The organism is Oscillibacter sp. 1-3 (assembly GCF_000403435.2).
GTDB lineage: Bacteria > Bacillota > Clostridia > Oscillospirales > Oscillospiraceae > Oscillibacter.
The window spans coordinates 682,948-701,262 of record NZ_KE159707.1; the positions used below are offsets into that span (position 1 = coordinate 682,948).

At 64.0% G+C, this 18,315-nt stretch carries 21 protein-coding genes; 6 read left to right on the forward strand and 15 right to left on the reverse strand.

The genetic code is table 11. The features are described from left to right. Positions 1-9 precede the first annotated feature (9 nt). The 6 genes from C816_RS09775 to C816_RS09800 form a co-directional block, all read right to left on the reverse strand. Positions 10-522, reverse strand: coding sequence for a hypothetical protein (locus tag C816_RS09775; protein WP_016322234.1), 513 nt, complete (start codon positions 520-522; stop codon positions 10-12). 139 nt (positions 523-661) lie between these two features. Next, entirely contained in the window at positions 662-1,501 is an 840-nt protein-coding gene (gene mreC / locus C816_RS09780) for a rod shape-determining protein MreC (protein WP_016322235.1), read from the reverse strand. Positions 1,502-1,518: 17 nt separating this feature from the next. Further along, entirely contained in the window at positions 1,519-2,097 is a 579-nt protein-coding gene (locus tag C816_RS09785) for a Maf family protein (RefSeq protein WP_016322236.1), read from the reverse strand. Between the two features lie 12 nt (positions 2,098-2,109). After that, positions 2,110-2,541, reverse strand: coding sequence for a dUTP diphosphatase (locus tag C816_RS09790; RefSeq protein ID WP_016322237.1), 432 nt, complete (start codon positions 2,539-2,541; stop codon positions 2,110-2,112). 69 nt (positions 2,542-2,610) lie between these two features. Continuing rightward, complete coding sequence (locus tag C816_RS09795; RefSeq protein WP_016322238.1) at positions 2,611-4,671, reverse strand: U32 family peptidase; 2,061 nt, start codon at positions 4,669-4,671, stop codon at positions 2,611-2,613. Continuing rightward, the gene (locus tag C816_RS09800; protein ID WP_016322239.1) at positions 4,671-5,000 is read right to left on the reverse strand and encodes a cell division protein ZapA; all 330 of its coding nucleotides are present in this window, start codon (positions 4,998-5,000) and stop codon (positions 4,671-4,673) included. Before C816_RS09800 ends, C816_RS09795 begins: the two co-directional genes overlap by 1 nt. 81 nt (positions 5,001-5,081) lie before the next feature. Here C816_RS09800 and C816_RS09805 point away from each other — a divergent pair, with 81 nt between their 5' ends. From C816_RS09805 to C816_RS09820, 5 genes are all read left to right on the forward strand, one after another. Then, complete coding sequence (locus tag C816_RS09805; RefSeq protein ID WP_040655163.1) at positions 5,082-5,393, forward strand: hypothetical protein; 312 nt, start codon at positions 5,082-5,084, stop codon at positions 5,391-5,393. Between the two features lie 372 nt (positions 5,394-5,765). Continuing rightward, positions 5,766-5,906: a hypothetical protein gene (locus C816_RS24525; RefSeq protein ID WP_207636916.1), complete on the forward strand. Its 141-nt coding sequence runs from the start codon at positions 5,766-5,768 to the stop codon at positions 5,904-5,906. 222 nt (positions 5,907-6,128) lie between these two features. Next, a complete protein-coding gene (locus C816_RS09810) occupies positions 6,129-7,010 on the forward strand; it encodes a DnaD domain protein (protein WP_016322240.1) in 882 nt (293 codons plus the stop codon). Positions 7,011-7,045: 35 nt separating this feature from the next. Next, the gene (locus C816_RS09815; protein ID WP_016322241.1) at positions 7,046-8,047 is read left to right on the forward strand and encodes an ATP-binding protein; all 1,002 of its coding nucleotides are present in this window, start codon (positions 7,046-7,048) and stop codon (positions 8,045-8,047) included. Positions 8,048-8,620: 573 nt separating this feature from the next. Beyond that, entirely contained in the window at positions 8,621-9,217 is a 597-nt protein-coding gene (locus tag C816_RS09820; protein WP_016322242.1) for a PIN domain-containing protein, read from the forward strand. Positions 9,218-9,329: 112 nt separating this feature from the next. Here the strand turns inward: C816_RS09820 and ileS are convergent, their stop codons facing one another. The 4 genes from ileS to C816_RS24260 form a co-directional block, all read right to left on the reverse strand. After that, a complete protein-coding gene (ileS, locus tag C816_RS09825; protein ID WP_016322243.1) occupies positions 9,330-12,101 on the reverse strand; it encodes an isoleucine--tRNA ligase in 2,772 nt (923 codons plus the stop codon). 37 nt (positions 12,102-12,138) lie between these two features. Continuing rightward, positions 12,139-12,330, reverse strand: coding sequence for a PF20097 family protein (locus C816_RS09830; RefSeq protein WP_016322244.1), 192 nt, complete (start codon positions 12,328-12,330; stop codon positions 12,139-12,141). Positions 12,331-12,340: 10 nt separating this feature from the next. Further along, positions 12,341-12,853 carry a hypothetical protein gene (locus tag C816_RS09835; RefSeq protein WP_016322245.1) on the reverse strand — a complete coding sequence of 171 codons (513 nt, stop codon included), beginning with the start codon at positions 12,851-12,853 and terminating at the stop codon, positions 12,341-12,343. A 406-nt stretch (positions 12,854-13,259) separates the two neighbouring features. Next, a complete protein-coding gene (locus tag C816_RS24260; RefSeq protein WP_016322246.1) occupies positions 13,260-13,427 on the reverse strand; it encodes a hypothetical protein in 168 nt (55 codons plus the stop codon). A 124-nt stretch (positions 13,428-13,551) separates the two neighbouring features. Between C816_RS24260 and C816_RS09840 the strand changes: the two genes are divergently transcribed. Beyond that, entirely contained in the window at positions 13,552-13,767 is a 216-nt protein-coding gene (locus C816_RS09840; RefSeq protein ID WP_016322247.1) for a helix-turn-helix domain-containing protein, read from the forward strand. A gap of 170 nt (positions 13,768-13,937) precedes the next feature. Here the strand turns inward: C816_RS09840 and C816_RS24265 are convergent, their stop codons facing one another. From C816_RS24265 to C816_RS09860, 5 genes are all read right to left on the reverse strand, one after another. Beyond that, positions 13,938-14,108, reverse strand: coding sequence for a hypothetical protein (locus C816_RS24265; RefSeq protein ID WP_016322248.1), 171 nt, complete (start codon positions 14,106-14,108; stop codon positions 13,938-13,940). Between the two features lie 110 nt (positions 14,109-14,218). After that, positions 14,219-14,899: a peptidoglycan recognition protein family protein gene (locus C816_RS09845; RefSeq protein WP_016322249.1), complete on the reverse strand. Its 681-nt coding sequence runs from the start codon at positions 14,897-14,899 to the stop codon at positions 14,219-14,221. A gap of 3 nt (positions 14,900-14,902) precedes the next feature. Further along, positions 14,903-16,876 carry an ABC transporter permease gene (locus tag C816_RS09850; protein WP_016322250.1) on the reverse strand — a complete coding sequence of 658 codons (1,974 nt, stop codon included), beginning with the start codon at positions 16,874-16,876 and terminating at the stop codon, positions 14,903-14,905. Next, entirely contained in the window at positions 16,851-17,747 is an 897-nt protein-coding gene (locus C816_RS09855; protein ID WP_016322251.1) for an ABC transporter ATP-binding protein, read from the reverse strand. Before C816_RS09855 ends, C816_RS09850 begins: the two co-directional genes overlap by 26 nt. Next, positions 17,744-18,145: a GntR family transcriptional regulator gene (locus C816_RS09860; protein ID WP_016322252.1), complete on the reverse strand. Its 402-nt coding sequence runs from the start codon at positions 18,143-18,145 to the stop codon at positions 17,744-17,746. The genes C816_RS09855 and C816_RS09860 overlap by 4 nt, the downstream gene beginning before the upstream one ends. Positions 18,146-18,315 lie beyond the last annotated feature (170 nt).

The following is an 18,315-nucleotide window of genomic DNA, read 5'->3' on the forward strand; positions in this document are numbered from 1 at the left end:
TTTGGGCGGTCAGTCGTCGGGATGGGTGCGGCGGAATACCGCCCGGAACAGCAGCGTGACGGGGATGCTCCAGGGCAGGGCGACGCAGAACTCCCGCAGGGCCACAAAGGCCCCGGCCTCCCAGGCGGCCTTGCCCCGGCTCCAGAGGACGAAGCAGGCGAAGCCGTCCGTCAGGGCGAAGGCGATGGCGGCGGCGGCAAGGGAGCAGAGGAATCCGGGACGCAGGATGCTGTGGGAGAGAAGGGAGGACAAGAGCCCAGCCAGGGGGAACACCAGCGTGTAAAAGCAGGGAATGGGAGCCGGCAGCAGCAGGTCGCAGGTCACGCCCACCGCCAGGGCGAAGAGCGTGCCCGCAGCGGGGCTTTCCCAGGTGGCGGGAATGGACGCCAGCAGCGGGCAGATAAAGGGGATCACGCCCCAGAGCGTGAAGCGCTGGAAAACGGCGCCCTGCACCGTCAGGCACAGCACGGCGGCGGCGGAATAGAGGAACCATTTGAAAATCGTCTCGTTTCGTGCCAGCACGGGCGCACCGTCCTCTCAGGTGGAAATTGCCCCGTTCTGCCGGCGGGAAGGGCCGCAGAGGGGCGCCGGGGTCTCAGGGAAAAGCGGGGCTTTGGGGCCTTGTCTGCCAAAGGGCGTTCAAGGCCTGGGAATACAGCTCTCAGGTGACAATGTCAAAGGACTTGATGACAAAGACCTCCGTCAGGGAGGAGAGGTCCGCCGCGGGAGTCAAAATGGCATAGGATGCGGCGCCGGAGTCGTCCACCAGGATCTCCTCCACCGTGCCGATGACAAGGCCTGAGGGATAGTAGCCGCCCAGGCCCGAGGTCTGCACCAGATCGCCGGTGAGCAGCTGGCACCCGGCGGGCAGAAACTCCAGCCGCAGCCGGCTCTCCTCCATCAGGGAGAAATTCCCCACGGCCAGGGCCAGATCCTTGGTGCGGAACACCTGGGCGCCCAGGGAGGTGTCCGTGTCCACAATGGTCAGCACAGTGCACCAGTTCAGCCCCACCTCCCGGACCACGCCCACCAGGCTGCCGGCGCCGTCGATCACCGCATCGCCGCTCTCCACGCCGTGACTGGTGCCCTTGTTCAGCGTCAGGGAGGAGGTCCAGTTGGTCACAGACCGCTCCGTAATCATGGCGCTCTCTAGCTCTAGGTCCCGCCGCTGCTTGCGCAGCTCCAGAGCGTCGCGCAGGACCTCGTTCTCCTTGCTGTCGTCCTCCGCCTGGCGGAGGTCTGCCTCCAGCTCGGCAATGCGCTTGCGCAGGGCGTCGTTCTCCTCCAGAAGATCCGTGGTGTCCCGGTAGTAATTCTGCTTGTCATTGAACCAGGCGGCCACGGCGGTATAGGCCGAGCGAAAGGGAGACACCAGGACATTCACCGCGTTCACCAACGGGGCGGAGGTGGTGCTGAAATAGGACATCAGCGCCAGCGCCACGGAGATGACCGCTCCGGCAAACAAAATCCAAAGACCGTTGTTTTTCAGAAAATCTTTCAATTCCTAAGTCCTCATTCCTAATTCAAAAGAAGAACGCCGAACTTCTCCAGCATCCGGCTCAGCCGCAGGACGGGGAGGCCCATGACGTTGAAAAAGTCGCCGTCCAGCCGCTCCACCAGCAGCGCCCCCTTGCCCTGGACCCCGTAGGCCCCGGCCTTGTCCATGGGCTCGCCGGTTTGGATATAGGCCAGCAGCTCCCGCCGGGAGGCAGGGCGGAAGTACACGTCCGTGGACTCGGACTCCGTGAGGCAGCTGTCCCCCTGCCGGACGGTGACGCCGGTGCAGACGGTGTGCCGCCGCCCCTGGAGGGCGGTGAGCATCCGCAGGGCGTCCGCCTCGTCCGCGGGCTTGCCCAGCCGCTGGCGGTCCAGAAAGACCATGGTGTCGGCGGTGATGACGATCTCCTCCGGTGTGCACAGGGCCGCGGCCGCGTCCGCCTTCCCCCGGGAGATATGGGCCACCACCTCCGGCGGCGTCAGCCCCTCGGGAAAGGTCTCGTCCGCCTCCGGCACCCGGACGTCGAAATCCGCAATGCCGATGCGGCGCAGAAGCTCCTGCCGCCGGGGGGAGGCGGAGGCCAGTACGATGTTTGCCACAGCGCCGCCCTCCTATCTCCCCGTAGAGCCGAAGCCGCCCCGGTCGGGACCCTCCAGCCGCTCCACCCGGGTGAACTTCAGCGGAGGCTGATTCTGCATGATCCGGAACTGGCAGATGCGGGCGTTCAGCTCCACCGTCACGTCCCGGGTGGCGTAGACCGGGAGGAACCACTGGTCGTTGTCCCCGCGGTAGGTATAATCCACGATGCCCATGGAGTTGGCCTGGAGGAGGCCGTAATGCTTAAACGTGGAGCTGCGGGGCACCACGTGGGCCTCGTACCCCTGCGGCAGGGCGATGGCCACGCCCAGGGGGATGAGCCGGAATTCCCCGGCCTTCATCGTCACTTCCTCCGCGGCATGGAGGTCAATCCAGTCGGATTTCCCCGCCACATAGCACAGCTCGTCAATCTGGTCTGTAAAATATTTTACCTTCAATTCTTCCATTGTAATACTCCAATTCAGTAAATGCCTTGCATTTTTTGCGGCGCAGCATACAAAACGGGTTTGATCCCCTCACTCCACGCCCCGCCTGCAGAGGCCCCGGGTAAACTCGCCCTTGGGGGCCTCTCCGCTGAGATAGGCGCGAAAGACCCGGACGCACTCCCCGGGACTCTCCGTGGTGAAGCGCAGCCGGGCGTAGCGCAGCCCCAGCCGCCGCCACTCCGGCAGGTCCGCCAGCCAGAGGGGGCGGTCGTTCTGGACCTCCGTCCGGCAGCCGTAGGCGGGCAGCAGGGGGAAGGCGGCCCCGGTGCGGTCCCGGAGGACGTTGGGCCGGCTGCAGCGGCAGGAGCCGCTGTTTTCGATCAGGCAGTTCTCCGTAATCATCAGGGGCAGGCGCCCGTAGACAATGGCCTCCGCCGGCAGGAGCTTTCGCATGTCCCGGATCTGGGAGAAGCGCAGCTCGAAGGAGACGCAGGCGGAGCGCAGATCCTTTTTCCGCAGGTACTCCAGGGCGCGGCTGTTGAATACGTTTAGTCCAAAATCACCGTAAATATACAGTCCGGAATCACGCAGGAGGGGGAGATGTCCAATATTGCCCGCCAGAGCCCCGGCAGCGCCCAGGGACTTGGCGTGATCCAGCCAGGCTTTCAGCTGAGGCTCGTCCCGGTCCCGCCACACCCGGGGCAGAATGGCGCACCACTCCGCATCCCCCTGCGGCAGGGCGGAGAGAGAGGCCAGCGCCTCCAGCGGCACATAGACGCGGGCGGGGTGAAGGGAGAGCAGTTCGCCGGTCAGCTGGGCGGCGTCTGTGACGGAGAGCGTGAATTGGGGAACGTCCCCGGAGCAGTCGGTCTCCGGCAGGGGCGGCGGGGGGAGGCGCTCCCAGCGGGCGGGCGGCGCGGCCCGGGCGGCGGAGAGGGCGTCCAGAGCGTCCCGCCGCAGCGCGTTGACGGCGGCGGCGGAGAGGTACAGCCCTGGGTCCACCCAAGAGTCCTCGTCCATGACGCAGAGGTAGGGCGTGCCGCCGGTCTTCTCCAGCCGGGCGGTCAGGTCCTCCAGGGTCAGGGGACGGTTTCCGGCGGGCTGCGGCACGGGGCCGGTAACGGTGACATCGTTCCCAAAGCCGTCGTCCAGCGTCAAAGAGCAGGGGACCCCCGCCCTGACCAGCGCGGTGAAGACCACGGGGATGCGGCGGTCGACTTTGGGAAGGTCGGGCGCCGCCGGGGGAGCGGCGTCCTCCGGGCGGAAGCCGAAGAGATCGGGGCCCCTCCGGCCCCGCCAGTAGCCGTCGGTGAAGCCGGAGCGGGAGAAGGCCCGCTCCAGAATGTCCCGCTCCTCCGCCGTGGGTTTCCGGTTTTCCTCCAGCAGACGGGCGTAGACGTTGGTGACGGCGGCCACGTACTCCGGCCGCTTCATCCGCCCCTCCAGCTTGACGCAGCTGACGCCCATGGCCGCCATCTCCCCCAGGCTTCCGGCAAGACAGTTGTCCTTCAGGCTCAGGGGACGGCGGTCCCCCGCCGCCTCGTTGACCCCGTAGGGCAGGCGGCAGGGCTGGGCGCAGCGGCCCCGGTTGCCGGAGCGGCCGCCGATCAGCGCGCTCATGGCGCACTGGCCGGAGTAGCACATGCACAGGGCCCCGTGGGCGAAGACCTCGATCTCGGCGGGGCAGTTTTGGATGATGGCCGCCGTGTCCTCCGCCGAGCACTCCCGGGCGATGACCACCCGCTCGCAGCCGTCCGCCGCGGCCTCCCGGGCGCCGCCGGAGGTAAAGATGCTCATCTGGGTGCTGGCGTGAAGGGGCAGATCCGGCAGAGTCTGGCGCAGCAGATCCAGAAGGCCCCAGTCCTGGACCAGCACCGCGTCCGCCCCCAGGCGGGAGGCGGTTCGGGCGGCCTCCAGCGCGGCGGGAAGCTCCCGGTCGGACAAGAGGATGTTCAATGTGAGGAAGACCCGCACGCCCCGGACGCGACAATAGGCCAGGGCCTCCGCGAACTCCTCGTCAGAGAAGTTCCTGGCGCCCCGGCGGGCGTTAAAACTGCCCCAGCCCAGGTACACGGCGTCCGCGCCGTTTTCCGCGGCGGCCCGCAGGGCCTCCGGAGAACCGGCGGGGGCCAGCAGTTCCGGCCTGCGCATCACCGGCTCTGCCGCTCCAGCTTCTGCTGGAGGCGGAAGACCTCTCGCTTCAGCTCGCTGACCTCGGACTGGGCCTGGGCGGCCTCGTCCGCATAGCCCTTGATCTGGCCCCGCAGCTGCTCCGCGGTCTCCTGGGACTTCATCAGCTCGTCGGCGATGTTGACGGCGGTGAGCACGGCGGCGTTGACCCGGCCCACCTTGGCGGCGTCCATGGTCTCACGCATCTTTCCGTCTACATAGGAGCCCACCCGCTGGATGTAGGAGGGGGATTCCTCCGCCACAAGGGTATAATCATCGCCGCAGATATTTACGACCACCCGGTTTGCCATGAGACATTCCTCCTCTTTCTTCACACATGGAGCGGGTCATGTCAATTTTACAGCGTACAGTATAGCACATGAGCTGGCCTTATGCCAGAAAAAATGGTGATTTTTCCAAAAAATTCACAAAAATTCCGGGAGGAGTCGCGCCATGGGGGCGGTACGGGGGGTATACCGCACTTCGGGCGGGGGAGGTTTTTTCTCGCCCTGACGGGCGGGGTGGATTTCAGCCATGATGATGGCTGGGCAATGCACCCCCCATTTTCTCTTTTTCTGCGCGCAGAAAAAGAGAAAACGGGCCGTGCACGGTCCAAAAGAGAAAAAGACGCTGGGGCGGAATTTGGCCGCGAGGGCCAAATTCGCCCAAGATACGGGGGCTGGCCTGAATCGGTGCTTTCGTAAATTGCCGGTCTTCTGCCGGCTGCGTCTAACTCTGTACCGTCCTTTGGCGCTCCGCCGCAGTCGGTACTTTCTACGAGGTTGTTTTGCTTCTTTGACGCAAGGCTCCTAGCTTCTCTTCCCGCGCTTCGCGCCTGGCCTGTCCCGTTTGGACAGATCTCCTTCTACCGTCGGTAGACGAACTCTCTTCCCCGCACGTGCCCGACCAGGCGCGAAGCGCAGGAAGAGGCGCTGGAGGCCTTGCGTCTACGCACCAAAACAACCCCGTTGGCAGATGCAAATGCGGGGGAGCGCCCCCGCAAGGTACGCTGTCAAGCGCACCCGGCAGAAGACCGGCAAGATTTATGGGCACTAGTTCAGGCCAGCCCCCGTAATTTGGGTGAATTTGACCCCTGCGGTCAAATTCCGCCCCAGCGTCTTTTTCTCTTTTGGACCGTGCACGGCCCGTTTTCTCTTTTTCTGCGCGCAGAAAAAGAGAAAATGGGGGGTGCATTGCCCAGCCATCATCATGGCTGAAATCCACCCCGCCCGTCAGGGCGAGTAAAACCCACTCCCGCCCGAAGGGCGGTCTCCCCCGTCCCCGGCCCGAGGCCGGATTTCCCCGTCCCGCGCCCGAGGCGCGAAATCCTCCTTCCCTGCGGGGACCCCCGAGAGAAAACCCCCGGTCAGGGCTTGCCCTTCCAGGAAATTTCGTGTAGAATAGGAGGACAAAAACCGCGCAGAGGGGAGGGACAGGCCATGTCCAGCGTATTGGTGGAGACCGGAGACGAGGGCGTCACCCTCACCGGCCAGGCGGTCAGGCGGCTGCTGGACCGGGGCGACGGAGACGCGGCCCTGCTCTACCTGGCCCTCCTGCGCCGCCGGGGCGCCGTTCCGCCCCGGTCCCTGGCGGGGGAGCTGCGGTGGGACAGGTCCCGCATTGAGGCGGCGGAGGACGTGCTGCGCCAGCTGGGCTTCATCGCCCAGGCGGACCCGCCCCCGGAGCCGGCGGAGGAAAAGCCGGCCTACCGGCAGACGGACATCGCCGACCGGCTGGAGGGCAGCGCCGAGTTCCGCAGCCTCACCGCCGAGGTGGAGCGGAAGCTGGGCAAGAAGCTCACCGCCCCGGACGTGGGGGTCCTGCTGGGGCTGAACGACTACCTGGGGCTGCCCGCCGACGTGATCTACCTGCTGGTGTGCCACTGCGCGGAGCGGGTGCAGCGGCGGTACGGCCCGGGCCGCCGCCCCGGGATGAAGCAGATCGAGCGGGAGGGCTACGCCTGGGCCCGGATGGGCATTGACAGCCAGGGAGCGGCGGCGGAGTACCTGAAAAACTACGCCCGGCGGCAGGAGCGCGTGCCGCAGTACATGCGGGTCCTGGGCCTGGGGGAGCGGATGCCGGCGGCGTCGGAGGAGAAGTACCTCACCGCCTGGCAGGAGATGGGCTTCCCGCCGGAGACGGTGGCCCTGGCCTACGACAAGACGGTGCTCAAGTGCCACGAATTGAAGTGGCCCTACTTAAACGGCATTTTGAAGCGGTGGCACGAGGCGGGTCTCCACACCCCGGAGGAGGTGGAGGCAGGCGACGGCGGCAGGAAGCCGAAGACCACCGGCGGACGGGGGGCCTGGGAGTACGTCTGAGCGGCGGGGCGGAGGCCGGATGAAGGAGAGAAGAGATGGCTTACGACGGAAAAGTAATGCGCCGGGCCCTCCAGGCGTTTGAGGAGGACCGGCGGACGCGGGAGGCGCGGGAGGCGCGGCGGCGGGAGGACATCTTCCGGCAGGCCCCCCGGCTGCGGGAGATCGAGCGGGAGCTGCGCACCGCCATGGGGCGGCTGGTCACCGTCACCTTCCGCCGGGGAACGGACCCGGCGGAGGAGGTGGCGCGGCTGCGGGTGGAGAACCTGCGCCTCCAGCGGGAGCGGCGGGACCTGCTGGAGCGGCTGGGTCTGCCGGAGGACTGCCTGGAGGAGAGGCCCGCCTGTCCCCTGTGCGGCGACACGGGCTATCGGGACGGCGGCGTGTGCCGGTGCCTGCGGGGCTACTACGCCCGGGAGCAGCAGAGGGAGCTGAGCCGGATGCTGGACCTGGGAGGGCAGAGCTTTGACACCTTCTCCCTGGAGTGGTACTCCGACCGGGTTGAGCCGGGGGAGCGGAGGTCCGCCCGGAGCCACATGGAGGAGCGGGTGTACAACAGCTGCGCGGAGTTCGCCCACCGGTTTGGCCGCCGGTTTGAGAACCTGCTGTTTTTCGGCGCGCCGGGGCTGGGAAAGACCCACCTCTCCGCCGCCATCGCCCGGGAGGTGAGCGGGGCCGGGTGGTCCGTGGTGTACGACACGGCGGGGCACGTGTTCCGGGTGTTTGAGGACGAGAAATTCAGCCGGGAGGAGGCCGGGGAGGACGTGGAGCGGGTGCTCCGGTGCGACCTGCTGATTTTGGACGATCTGGGGACGGAGCTGACCACGGCCTTTGTGCAGAGCGCGCTGTATGAGATCGTCAACACGCGGCTGGTGGAGCGGCGGTCCACGATTCTCAGCACGAATTTGATGCCAAACGAGCTGGGGCGGCGGTACTCGCCCCAGATTGCCTCGCGGATCGAGGGGGAGTACCAGCTGCTGCCCTTTGTGGGGGAGGATATTCGGAGATTGAAGAGGGAGCGGCAGGGACCGCTGTTTTGAGGCGGAGGAGGCACGGACGCATTTGCGTCCGTGCTGGCTGCTTTTGCACAGGATTTTTGTGAATGGGACAAATCTGCTCCGCTTTTTCGGGAAAGAATAGAACAATCCGCCCGGGGCGATCAGGCCGAAGTCCACGCTGGCGGATTGGGGGATTGGCGGCCGAGATGGTCACGGTCTCGCCGGCATCCAGGAAAAGGTTTGATTGAGCAGTGCGCAGCCCCGTCTCGCTTTGCCTGCTCTATGGGGCGAAGGTTCTGGAAAAAGTTATCCCTTTTCAGATTGATGCTGCCGAAAGTCTCTTTGTCAAACCGCTCGTCAAAACAGCCCAAGCGGGCAGTTACCTGTTGATGGATGACTGCCCGGTAAACGGGAAGTTATCATTTAGAAAATTCCAATAATAAACCGTTGATCATATTATTGTATACGGAACTCCCATTCAGGATAGTTCCAAATGCATCAACCCAGAGCGGTGTATAGCCACATCTGCTTGCGCTTTTGCGGAAAACTTGTTATACTATGAACCATCTCCCTGTGAGAGGGACAAAATAAAAACAGAAGAAAGACTACGTTTGTATGAAAATGATTTTTTTAGTGGACGGCGACAACAACATCGGCACAGGTCTGAAGGGCATCGAAATGCTCTCCGAGCAGGACACGGTTCTGGTCTTCTACCAGAAGGAGGGGCTGGCGCTCAGCAAGATTCAGAAGCTGTGCGCCGGGACCTCCGCGGACGTGCAGTACATCGAGAGCGTCCGGGGCGGCAGGAACTCCATTGACTTTCAGATCATCACAGAGCTGGGAGTGCTGGTGGGCCGGCGGGAGGCGGACTACGCCTATGTCATCAGCCAGGACAAGGGCTACGCCGCCTCCATCGACGCCCTGCGGGCCCGGTACGCCGACGCCTTCCAGGAGGTGGACCTGCGGCCCTCCATTGAGGACTGCCTCCACCTGCCCTTTATTTTGAAGGCCGCAAACCGCCAGGACCTGCGCAACGCCCTGGCCAGGGAGTGCGGCGAGGCCCAGGGCAGCGCCCTGTACAGCCACCTCAAGCAGATTTTTCAGGGCTCGGAGGAGTCCGCCGAGGCGGAAAAGCCCGCCAAGGTCACCCGCCCCCGCCGGGGCGGACGGCGGAAAAAGGCCGAGGGAGGACAGCAGATCCCCGTGGAATAAAAGCGTGCGCCCCGGAGAATTCCGGGGCGCACGCTGCCGTATTCACAGATATTGAGCGCCGTCTGGGCGGGCCAAATTTCTTTAAGGCCCCTCTTTTTCGGAGGAGCGCGGCTCAGAACTCCGGAATGCTCGCCACGGCGGCGGCGCAGCGGGCACAGAGGGTGGGATGGGCGCTGTCGCTGCCCACGGAGGCAATCTGCTTCCAGCAGCGCTCGCACTTGGCGCCGCCGGCGGGCTCCACGTCCACCTTTAGAACGTTCATATCGCTCTTTCGCACCTCCGCCTGGGAGACGATGAGAATATCGGCCAGGGCTTCCGCGTCCATTCCGTCCAGCGCGGTTTCAAACGCGGGCACCGTGAGAACGACCTTCGCCTCCAGGCTCTTGCCGATCTTCTTCTCGTTCCGGGCCGTTTCCAGGGCCTGGTTGACGACATCCCGCAGTTTAATGACCTTGTTCCACCGCTCCATCGTCTCCTCGTCCAGGGCGCAGTCCGCAAAGGGCCGGTTCATGTCGTTGAACAGCACGTTCCGCCCGTCGTCGCTCTCCCGGTGGGGCATGGCCTGCCAGATCTCGTCGCAGGTGAAGCACAGGATGGGGGCCATGATCTTGGTCATGGTGTCCAGAATCAGGAACAGGGCGGTCTGGGCGCTGCGGCGGCTTTGGCCGTCTGTCTCGTCGCAGTAGAGCCGGTCCTTGATGATGTCCAGATAGAAGTTGCTCATCTCCACCACGCAGAAGTCGTTGACGGCGTGGGTGACGGTGAGGAACTCGTACTCGTCATAGCCCTTGAAGCACTTTTCCATCAGGGCGTTCAGGCGGGCGACGGCCCAGCGGTCCAGCTCCTCCATCTCCGCGGCGGGGGTGAGACGGTTGGGATCGAAGCCGCTGAGGTTCCCCAGGCAGTACCGGGCGGTGTTGCGGAATTTCAGGTAGTTTTGACTCAGCTGCTTGAAGATCTCGTGGGAGCAGCGGACGTCGGCGTGATAGTCGCTGTTGGCGGCCCAGAGGCGCAGGATGTCCGCGCCGTATTTCTCAAAAACCTCGGCGGGGTCCATGCCGTTGCCGGCGGATTTGTGCATGGCCTTGCCCTCGCCGTCCACAGTCCAGCCGTGGGTGACGCACTCACGGAAGGGCGCGCCCCTGCCGAAGGCGCCCACGGCGGTGAGCAGGGAGCTCTGGAACCACCCGCGGTACTGGTCCAACCCCTCCAGGTACATAGTGGCGGGCCAGAAGCCCTGGTCCTTCTTCATGGAGGCGAAGTGGGTGGAGCCGGAGTCGAACCAGCCGTCCAGGGTGTCCTCCTCCTTGTCAAAGCCGGATTTGCCGCCGCAGTGGGGGCAGGCGAAGCCGCCGGGCAGGATGTCCGCCGCGTCCTTTTCAAACCAGGCGTTGGAGCCCTCCGCCGCAAACAGGGCGGAGATGGCGGAGATGGTCTCGTCCGTCACGACGGGCTTGCCGCAGTCCCTGCAGTACACCACGGGGATGGGCAGGCCCCAGCGGCGCTGGCGGGAGATGCACCAGTCGGTGCGCTCCCGGATCATGGACTTCATCCGGTCAATGCCCCACTTGGGCACCCAGCGGACCTCGTCCGCCGCCGCGCAGGCCTCGTCCTTGAAGGACTCCACAGAGCAAAACCACTGGGGCGTGGCCCGGAAGATGATGGGGTGCTTGCAGCGCCAGCAGTGGGGATAGCTGTGGACGATGTCCTCAGAGGCGAAGAGCATGCCGCTCTCCTTCATGTCGGCGAGAATCACGGGGTTGGACTCGTCGGTGGACATGCCGGCGTACTTTCCAGCGTAGTCGGTGTGCTTTCCCTGGTCGTCCACGGGAACCACCATGTCCATGTTGTAGCGCCTGCAGGTCTGGTAGTCGTCCGCGCCGAAGCCGGGGGCGGTGTGGACGCAGCCGGTGCCGGAGTCCATGGTGACGTAGTCCGCGTTCACCAGGCGGCTGGTCTTGGGCAGGAAGGGGTGGTCCGCCTCCATGTTCTCGAAGAAGCTGCCGGGGTGGGTCTCCACGATCTCCCAGGTGTCAAAGCCGCCCAGACCCATGACCTTCTCCACCAGGGCCTCGGCCATGATGTAGCTCTCGCCGTTGGGGGCCTTGACGACGGCGTAGCTCTCGCTGGGGTGCAGGGCGATGGCCAGGTTCCCCGGCAGAGTCCAGATGGTGGTGGTCCAGATGACGAAGAAGAGCTTGGCTGTATCCAGGTGGGACAGCTTCCCCTGATCCTCATGCATGGGGAACTTCACATAGACGGTGGTGCAGGGGTCGTCCTGGTACTCGATCTCCGCCTCCGCCAGGGCGGTCTCGTCGTGGGGGCACCAGTACACGGGCTTGAGGCCCTTGTAGATATACCCCTTCTTGTACATCTCGCCAAAAACCTTCACCTCCTCGGCCTCAAAGCCGGGGTCCATGGTCAGGTAGGGGTGGTCCCAGTCCCCCACGACGCCGATGCGCTTGAAGGCCTCCATCTGGACGCCCACGTAGTGCTGGGCGAACTCGTGGCAGGCGGAGCGGAACTCCGGCACGCTCATGGCCTTGCGGTTGAGCTTGTTCTGCTTGATGATGGCGGACTCAATGGGCATGCCGTGGTTGTCCCAGCCGGGGATATAGGGGGTATAGTAGCCCCGCATGGCGTAGGACCGGGTGATGATGTCCTTGATGGCTTTGTTCATAGCGGTGCCCATGTGGATGGAGCCGTTGGAGAAGGGAGGGCCGTCGTGGAGATTGAAGAGGGGCTTGCCCTCGTTCTTCTTGAGAAGCTCGTGGTAGATGTCCTCGGCCTCCCAGCGCTTGAGCATCTCCGGCTCCCGCTTGGGCAGGCCCGCCCGCATGGGGAATTCCGTCTTGGGGAGATTGATGGTCTTGTTGTAGTCCATTTTGTATTACTCCTTTATGATATTGCAATTTGTATTCTCAGTAATCTGCCATGACCCTGCGGCAGGTCCGGCAGATCCAGGCGGGAACGCCCTTGGGGCTCAGGGAGAAGCGGCTGATCTTCACTTTGTCCAAAAGGTCATAACCGCCCTCCGGCACCCAGCGGATTTGAAAGCCTCCGGCGGTCAGCCGGCCCTCCTCCATTAACCCGCCGCATTTGGGACAGTTCATCGGGCCCTCCTTATATCGTGTGTTCCACGCCCCACGCCTCCTGGCCGCCGAAGGCGCACTCCGCGCCGTCTATCTTCCACTCGTCCCCGAAGGGCCGCAGGATGAAACGGTAGCGGTAGCTGTAAGAGATGGGGTTCTCCGTGGACACCAGGGCCTTTTTGGCGGACTTCATGGTAAAATAGACCGTGGGCTCCGGAGCGCCGAAGAGGTAGTCGTATTTGGCGGGCTTGCCGAAGCTCCTCGCCGCGCCCCATCGCAGCGGCTTCTCCGTGCAGCGGGGAGCGACCAGCTCCAGATACCGGCGGCGGTACTCCTCCCACAGCGATTCCTCCGCCGGGGTGGACTGGTGGGGGGAAATCCCCGCCGCAGCCTGTTCCTCCCGGAGCTTCAGGGAGCGGGTGCAGATCTCTCGTTCCAGCTCGTTCCGCTGCCGCAGCAGCTCCACCAGCGGCGGCACCAGCGCCTCCGCCAGGGGCTGGAATTTTTCCGGGGTGTCCTGCATGACGATTCTGACGGCTTCCATTCTGTCAGCTTCCTTTCTGAATTGCGCCGGGACCGGGGAAGGCCTCGAAAAACAAAAACGCCTCCGTCTCCTCATAAGAGACGGAGGCGCATCCTCCGCGGTACCACTCTCGCTTGCCGCCCACCTTCCGGGACGCGGCCCCTCACGGCCCGCAGTCACGGGCCGGCGGAGTAACGCCCGCCACACGTCCTCGCTTACTCGCGTCGTCTTTCAGCGGGAGGCTCCAAGGGGATATTCGCCGCCGGCCCACGCCGCCTCGCACCAAACGGCGGCTCTCTTGGCAGGGTCCCGGAGCGGTTACTCGTCCTTATCTACGCCAGATTGTTCAATTATCCGTATCATACCACGTTTTATTGGTTTGTCAACCGGATTTTGCGCAAAATTTCGGTTTCTGATTCCCGGTTTCTCACTGATAGCGGTACCGCTGCTGGGTATATTGGTCAATGGCCGCCTGAAAATACTCCCAGCTGCGAAACTCCAGCATCTGAAACCCCGACTCCTGGTGGAAGGACACCACGCGGTCCTCCGCGTTCACCCAGATCCGCCACACCCGCTCTTCTCCCCGCGCCTGCAAAGCCGTCCCCTCCCCGCTTCGACAAATACCGTCTTCCATTTTATGCGATTATCGTATAAAAATCAATATGCAATTTTCGCATATCCTAAAATGGCGGCAGAGCGACGGATGGGAGGCGCGTGGGATGTACCAGCGGATACGGGATATGCGGGAGGACCGGGACCTGCCCCAGCGGGCCCTGGCGGGGCTGCTCCACGTCTCCCAGGCCACTTACTCCCGGTATGAGAGCGGCGGGCTGGATGTGCCCAGCTCCGCCCTGATCGCACTGGCGATGTTTTACGGCACCAGCGTGGATTACCTGCTGGGGCTTACGGATGATCCTGCACCTTATCGAAGGTGAGGGGGGCTCCTGCGGAGGGGCGGAGGAGTTCGCGCCTCGGGCGCGGGACGGGGGGTGTACCGCCCTTCGGGCGGGGGAGGTTTTTTCTCCCCCGCCCGTTAGGGCTGGTAAAAATCTTCCCCGGGGGACAGAGGCACAAAGAGAGGGACCGCTGCGCGGCCCCCTCTTTGTTACTGGTATCTGTACTGCTTTCCGGTGTACTGCTCCACGCAGCTGAGAAACAGCTCCCGGCTGCGGAACTCCATGAGCTGGCAGCCCTCCTCCTCGTGAAAGGACACGATGCGCCGGTGGTTGTCCACCCACACCCGCCACAGATTTTCAGCATTCCTTGTTTGCTCCATTTCAGAAGGCTCCCTTCCTAAATTTTTACACACGTTTCCACGGTACACAGCCCGTCTATATAATAAGACGAAAGAGCGGGCCGTTTTGTTTCACTTTATCGGAAAATTTTTCAGAAATTTTTTTCGGCCTCGCGTTCCGCAGCCTCCAGCGCGTCCGCCGCCGCCGACACGTCCTCCAAAAAGGCGTCCCAGGCATCCGGGTCCGCTACGTAATACAGCGGGCACAGCTTTCCTGTTACGTCGTAGTGGCGGATCACGTCCTCCTTCGGGTCCAGACGGAACTCGTGACACAGCCACGCTGTCAGCTCCACGCACCGCTCATAGGAGGGGAGGCTGAACACCCCGGTCTCGTCCGGGTGGCAGACCTCAATAGACACCGTGTCGTCGTTGCGGCTGTTGGAGGCGTAGGCGATCTCCGTCAGGGGGACGCACTGGATGACCTCCCCCTCCAGCCCGATGATAAAATGGCTGCTGGCGTAGGTCGCCGTGCTGCCGGAGGACAGGGACTCAAAGTAATTCCGGTTGGCCTGCGCCGTGGTGCCGGGGTTGCCCACGTAGTGGATCACCACGCCTTTTATCTTTTTCAGCGCCTCTCCGGGGCGGGACCACTCGTTGGGCGTGAGATAGTCCTTTTCCACATAGTCCGGCACCGGCGTCTCCTCCGCCGGGAGGGCTCTGCCTCCCAGCAGCTTGGAGATGCCCGCGGCAATCACCGCCAGAGTCAGCGCCGCCAGCACGGCGCAGAGAATCACGAAGCGGGGATTCAGCCGCCTCTTCCTGCAACGCTCCATGGCTCAGCCGGTGGTCCCCATAAGAATGACGGAGTCCGAGACCGTCTCCGGCCAGACCGCCTCCGCCGACGGAGTCCGAACCCGGGACGACTCCCCGCCGTATTCCTCCGGGTACATCTCCGCGTAGGTCACCAGGTCCGCGCTTGTCACCAGGCCCAGCTCCATGAGGCAGGCGGTGACAGCGGTCATCTCCGGCCGCACCTTGATGTCGATCCAGTCATTCCTGAACATGTTCTGCTCCAGGCTTTGACGGAAGCTGAGACTCAGGCTCATGGCGTAGGCGGTGCCCTGGGTCTCCTCACGGGTGTCCAGCCAGTTGACCTGGCCCCAGCGGCCCGCCACGGCGTCCCGGGTCAGCGCCTCCAGAATGGCGGCGGCCTCCCGGTCGCTGAGGTCGTAGCCCTCGTCCCGGCTGTTGAGGTAGATGCTGCCGCCGGCGGGCTCATAGCCGTCGCCGTTGGCGTGAATGCGCTTGAGGCGCATCTCCTGGCTGTTCACCAGCTGGTCCAGCAGATAGTCGTAGGTGCCGGACCGGCCCAGACGGTCCCGGGTCAGGGGCATGTAGTAGACTCGCTGCACCTCCTGGCCGCCAGTGGTGATATAGGTCAGGCTGACGCTGGCATGGGTCAGGGCATCCTCCGCAAGCACGGACAGATCGGACTGCTTCGAGTTCAGGATGTAGTCCCGGTCCGCGGCGATGGCGGCGTGGACCGCCCGCACCTGTTCCAGCAGTTCGTCCTCCTCCCCGGGATAGAAGGTGTAGCTATTGTTGTCCACGTAGAGCTCTGCCCGCTGGATCTGGCTGATCTCCGGCACCCGGCCCGCTGCGCCGAAGACATCCATTTTCAGCGCGCCGCAGACCACCGCGATGCCCGCCGCCACCAGGGCCAGGCCCTTCCAGCTGCCCCGGAACACCCGCAGAGTCTTGGCCAGCAGCATGGAGGCTCCGTAGTACCCGATGGCTCCGGTCAGGAACATGACCACCGCCAGGGGCGCCACCTTGAAATACTCGTCATACCAGAACATGCTGTAGATCAGCTGGCCTCCCAGCAGAGCGGCCAGGGCCGCCACGCCGTACCGGAAGAAGGGCTGCATCCAGCCCACGGCCACCACGTCCCCGGCCCGCTCGCTCTGGCGGCGGCGGTAGAGGGCGAAGGCAAACGCCAGCAGCGCCACCCCCGCCAGGGCGTACACGGCGATGATCCACAGGTTCTCTATGCGGACGGAAACCAGCTCAAATCTGACAAACTCGCCGACGGAATTGACGATCTCCCGATACTCTGCGTCCATCGACACGTTCCGGTAGAGATAGACCGTGGGGGACAGAAATTCCAGAAAGCCGGTGTAGTCCGTGCTGAACCCGAAGATGAAGCCCCTGGCAAAGTTGGACAGCAGCAGGTCCAGGATCGCCTCCAGGAAGTGCAGCAGCAGGTACAGCGCCGGCATGGCGAAGGCGTTGCCGGTGATGAAGGCTGCAAGCGTCGCGCTGGAGAAGTAGAAAAAGCTCTCCCCCAGCACGCCCAGAATGGTCACCAGCAGTCCCACCGGCTCGAAGAGGCCGAAGGCCGCCGAGGTGAGAACACACAGCGTCCCGGTGACGGCAAAGGGGATTAGCAGCATGGCCGCCCCCGCCAGGAAGCTGGTCACAAACAGCCCCTCCCGCCGGATGGGCAGGGTGTGCATCAGGCCGGCGGAGCGTGCGTTATAGAGGTAGTTCCACACCGCCATGGCGCACAGAAGGCCGTACAGCAGGCAGACCGCGGGCACGGCGGCCTGTAAAACGTCGTAATACAGCTTGGTCATCTCCAGCGGCGCACCCGCCGAAACCCCGGCGTACCCGCCGTACCGCAGCAGCTTGGACAGCATGGCCAGCGGGAACAGCGCCCCGATGAAGGACGCTCCGCCCCACAGGGGCCAGAACCTGGAGAGGTCCTTCAGGAACAATGTTTTATTAAAGTACAATGTCTTTGACCGCATAGTCCGCACCTCCCAGCTCGTAAATAAAGATCTCCTCCAGCGTCAGCGGCACCGCGTCCACCAGCAGCGGGCTGTATGCCGCCAGCCGGTCCGCGGCCTCCTGGGCGCTCATCCGCATAATTAAGGTGTGAATACGGCCGATCTTCGAGGCGTGAAGCACCGGCAGCTCGGGCGGGACCTCTGTCACGCCGTCCTGAAACACCACCTGGAGCTTTACCATATTGTCCTGCAATTGGGCCAGACTCCGTTCCAGCAGCACCCTGCCCCGGTCCATAATGCCCACGTGGTCGCACACGTCCTCCAGCTCCCGCAGGTTGTGGGAGCTCACCAGCACCGTGGTGCCCCGCTGGCTCACGTCCCCCATCACCAGCGACCAAACCTGCCGCCGCATCACCGGGTCCAGGCCGTCCACCGGCTCATCCAGAATCAGGTAGTCCGGCATGCAGCTGAGCACCAGCCAGAAGGCCGCCTGCTTCTGCATGCCCTTGGAGAGGCGGCGGATGGCCCGCTTCTCGTCAATGCCGAAGACCTCCCGCAGCTTCTCGTACCGCTCCATGGAAAAGCCGGGGTAAAATCCGCGGTAAAAGCGGCACATGTCCCGAATGGTGGACTGGCTGAAATAGTACCAGTCGTCGGGAATGACGCCCACCCGGGCTTTCAGCGCGTCGTTCTCCCACACATCCTCGCCGCCGATGCGCACCGTGCCCGCGTCCTGGCGGTAGATGCCCGTCAGGTGGCGGATCAGGGTGGATTTGCCCGCGCCGTTGGGGCCCACCAGGCCGTATACGCTGCCCGTGGGCACCGTGACGGCGGCCGCATCCAGGGCCGTGAAGCTGTCAAACCGCTTCGTCAGGCCGTTTACTTCAATCATTGTTGTCCTCCCCCTCTCTTTTGCTCCGCGGCGCCCGGCATCTTCGGCTCCTCCCGGACCAGCGCCGCCAGCTCCTCCTGCGAAACGCCCAGGTATTTCAGCTCCGCCAGCAGTTCCCGGGCCCTGAACATCAGCTCTTTCCGGCGGGCCTCATCCGCCCCGGCGCTGCCGGTGGCAAAGCTCCCCTTGCCGGGCACGGAGTAGATGTACCCCTCTCCCTCCAGCTCGTTATACGCACGCTGGATGGTGTTGGGGTTGATGGACAGCTGGGTCGCCATCGCCCGCACGGAGGGCAGCTTTTCATCCGGGCCCATGGCCCCTGTGACGATCAGCTTCCGCAGTCCGTCCTTGATCTGCTCGTAGATCGGGCGGGAGTCCCGGTAGTTCAGGCTGATCATCCGCTCACCTTCCCTTCCGCGGCGGTCTGTCCGCCGCAAACTGTATTAACTGTACTAGTACACTTAGGATAACACGGCGGACTGCCGCTGTCAAGCCTCTCTTTTGGGCGGAATTTTCCGGCCTGCATCTGGAAAATCCATGCAGAATCCGTATTTTCTTCTTTACAATG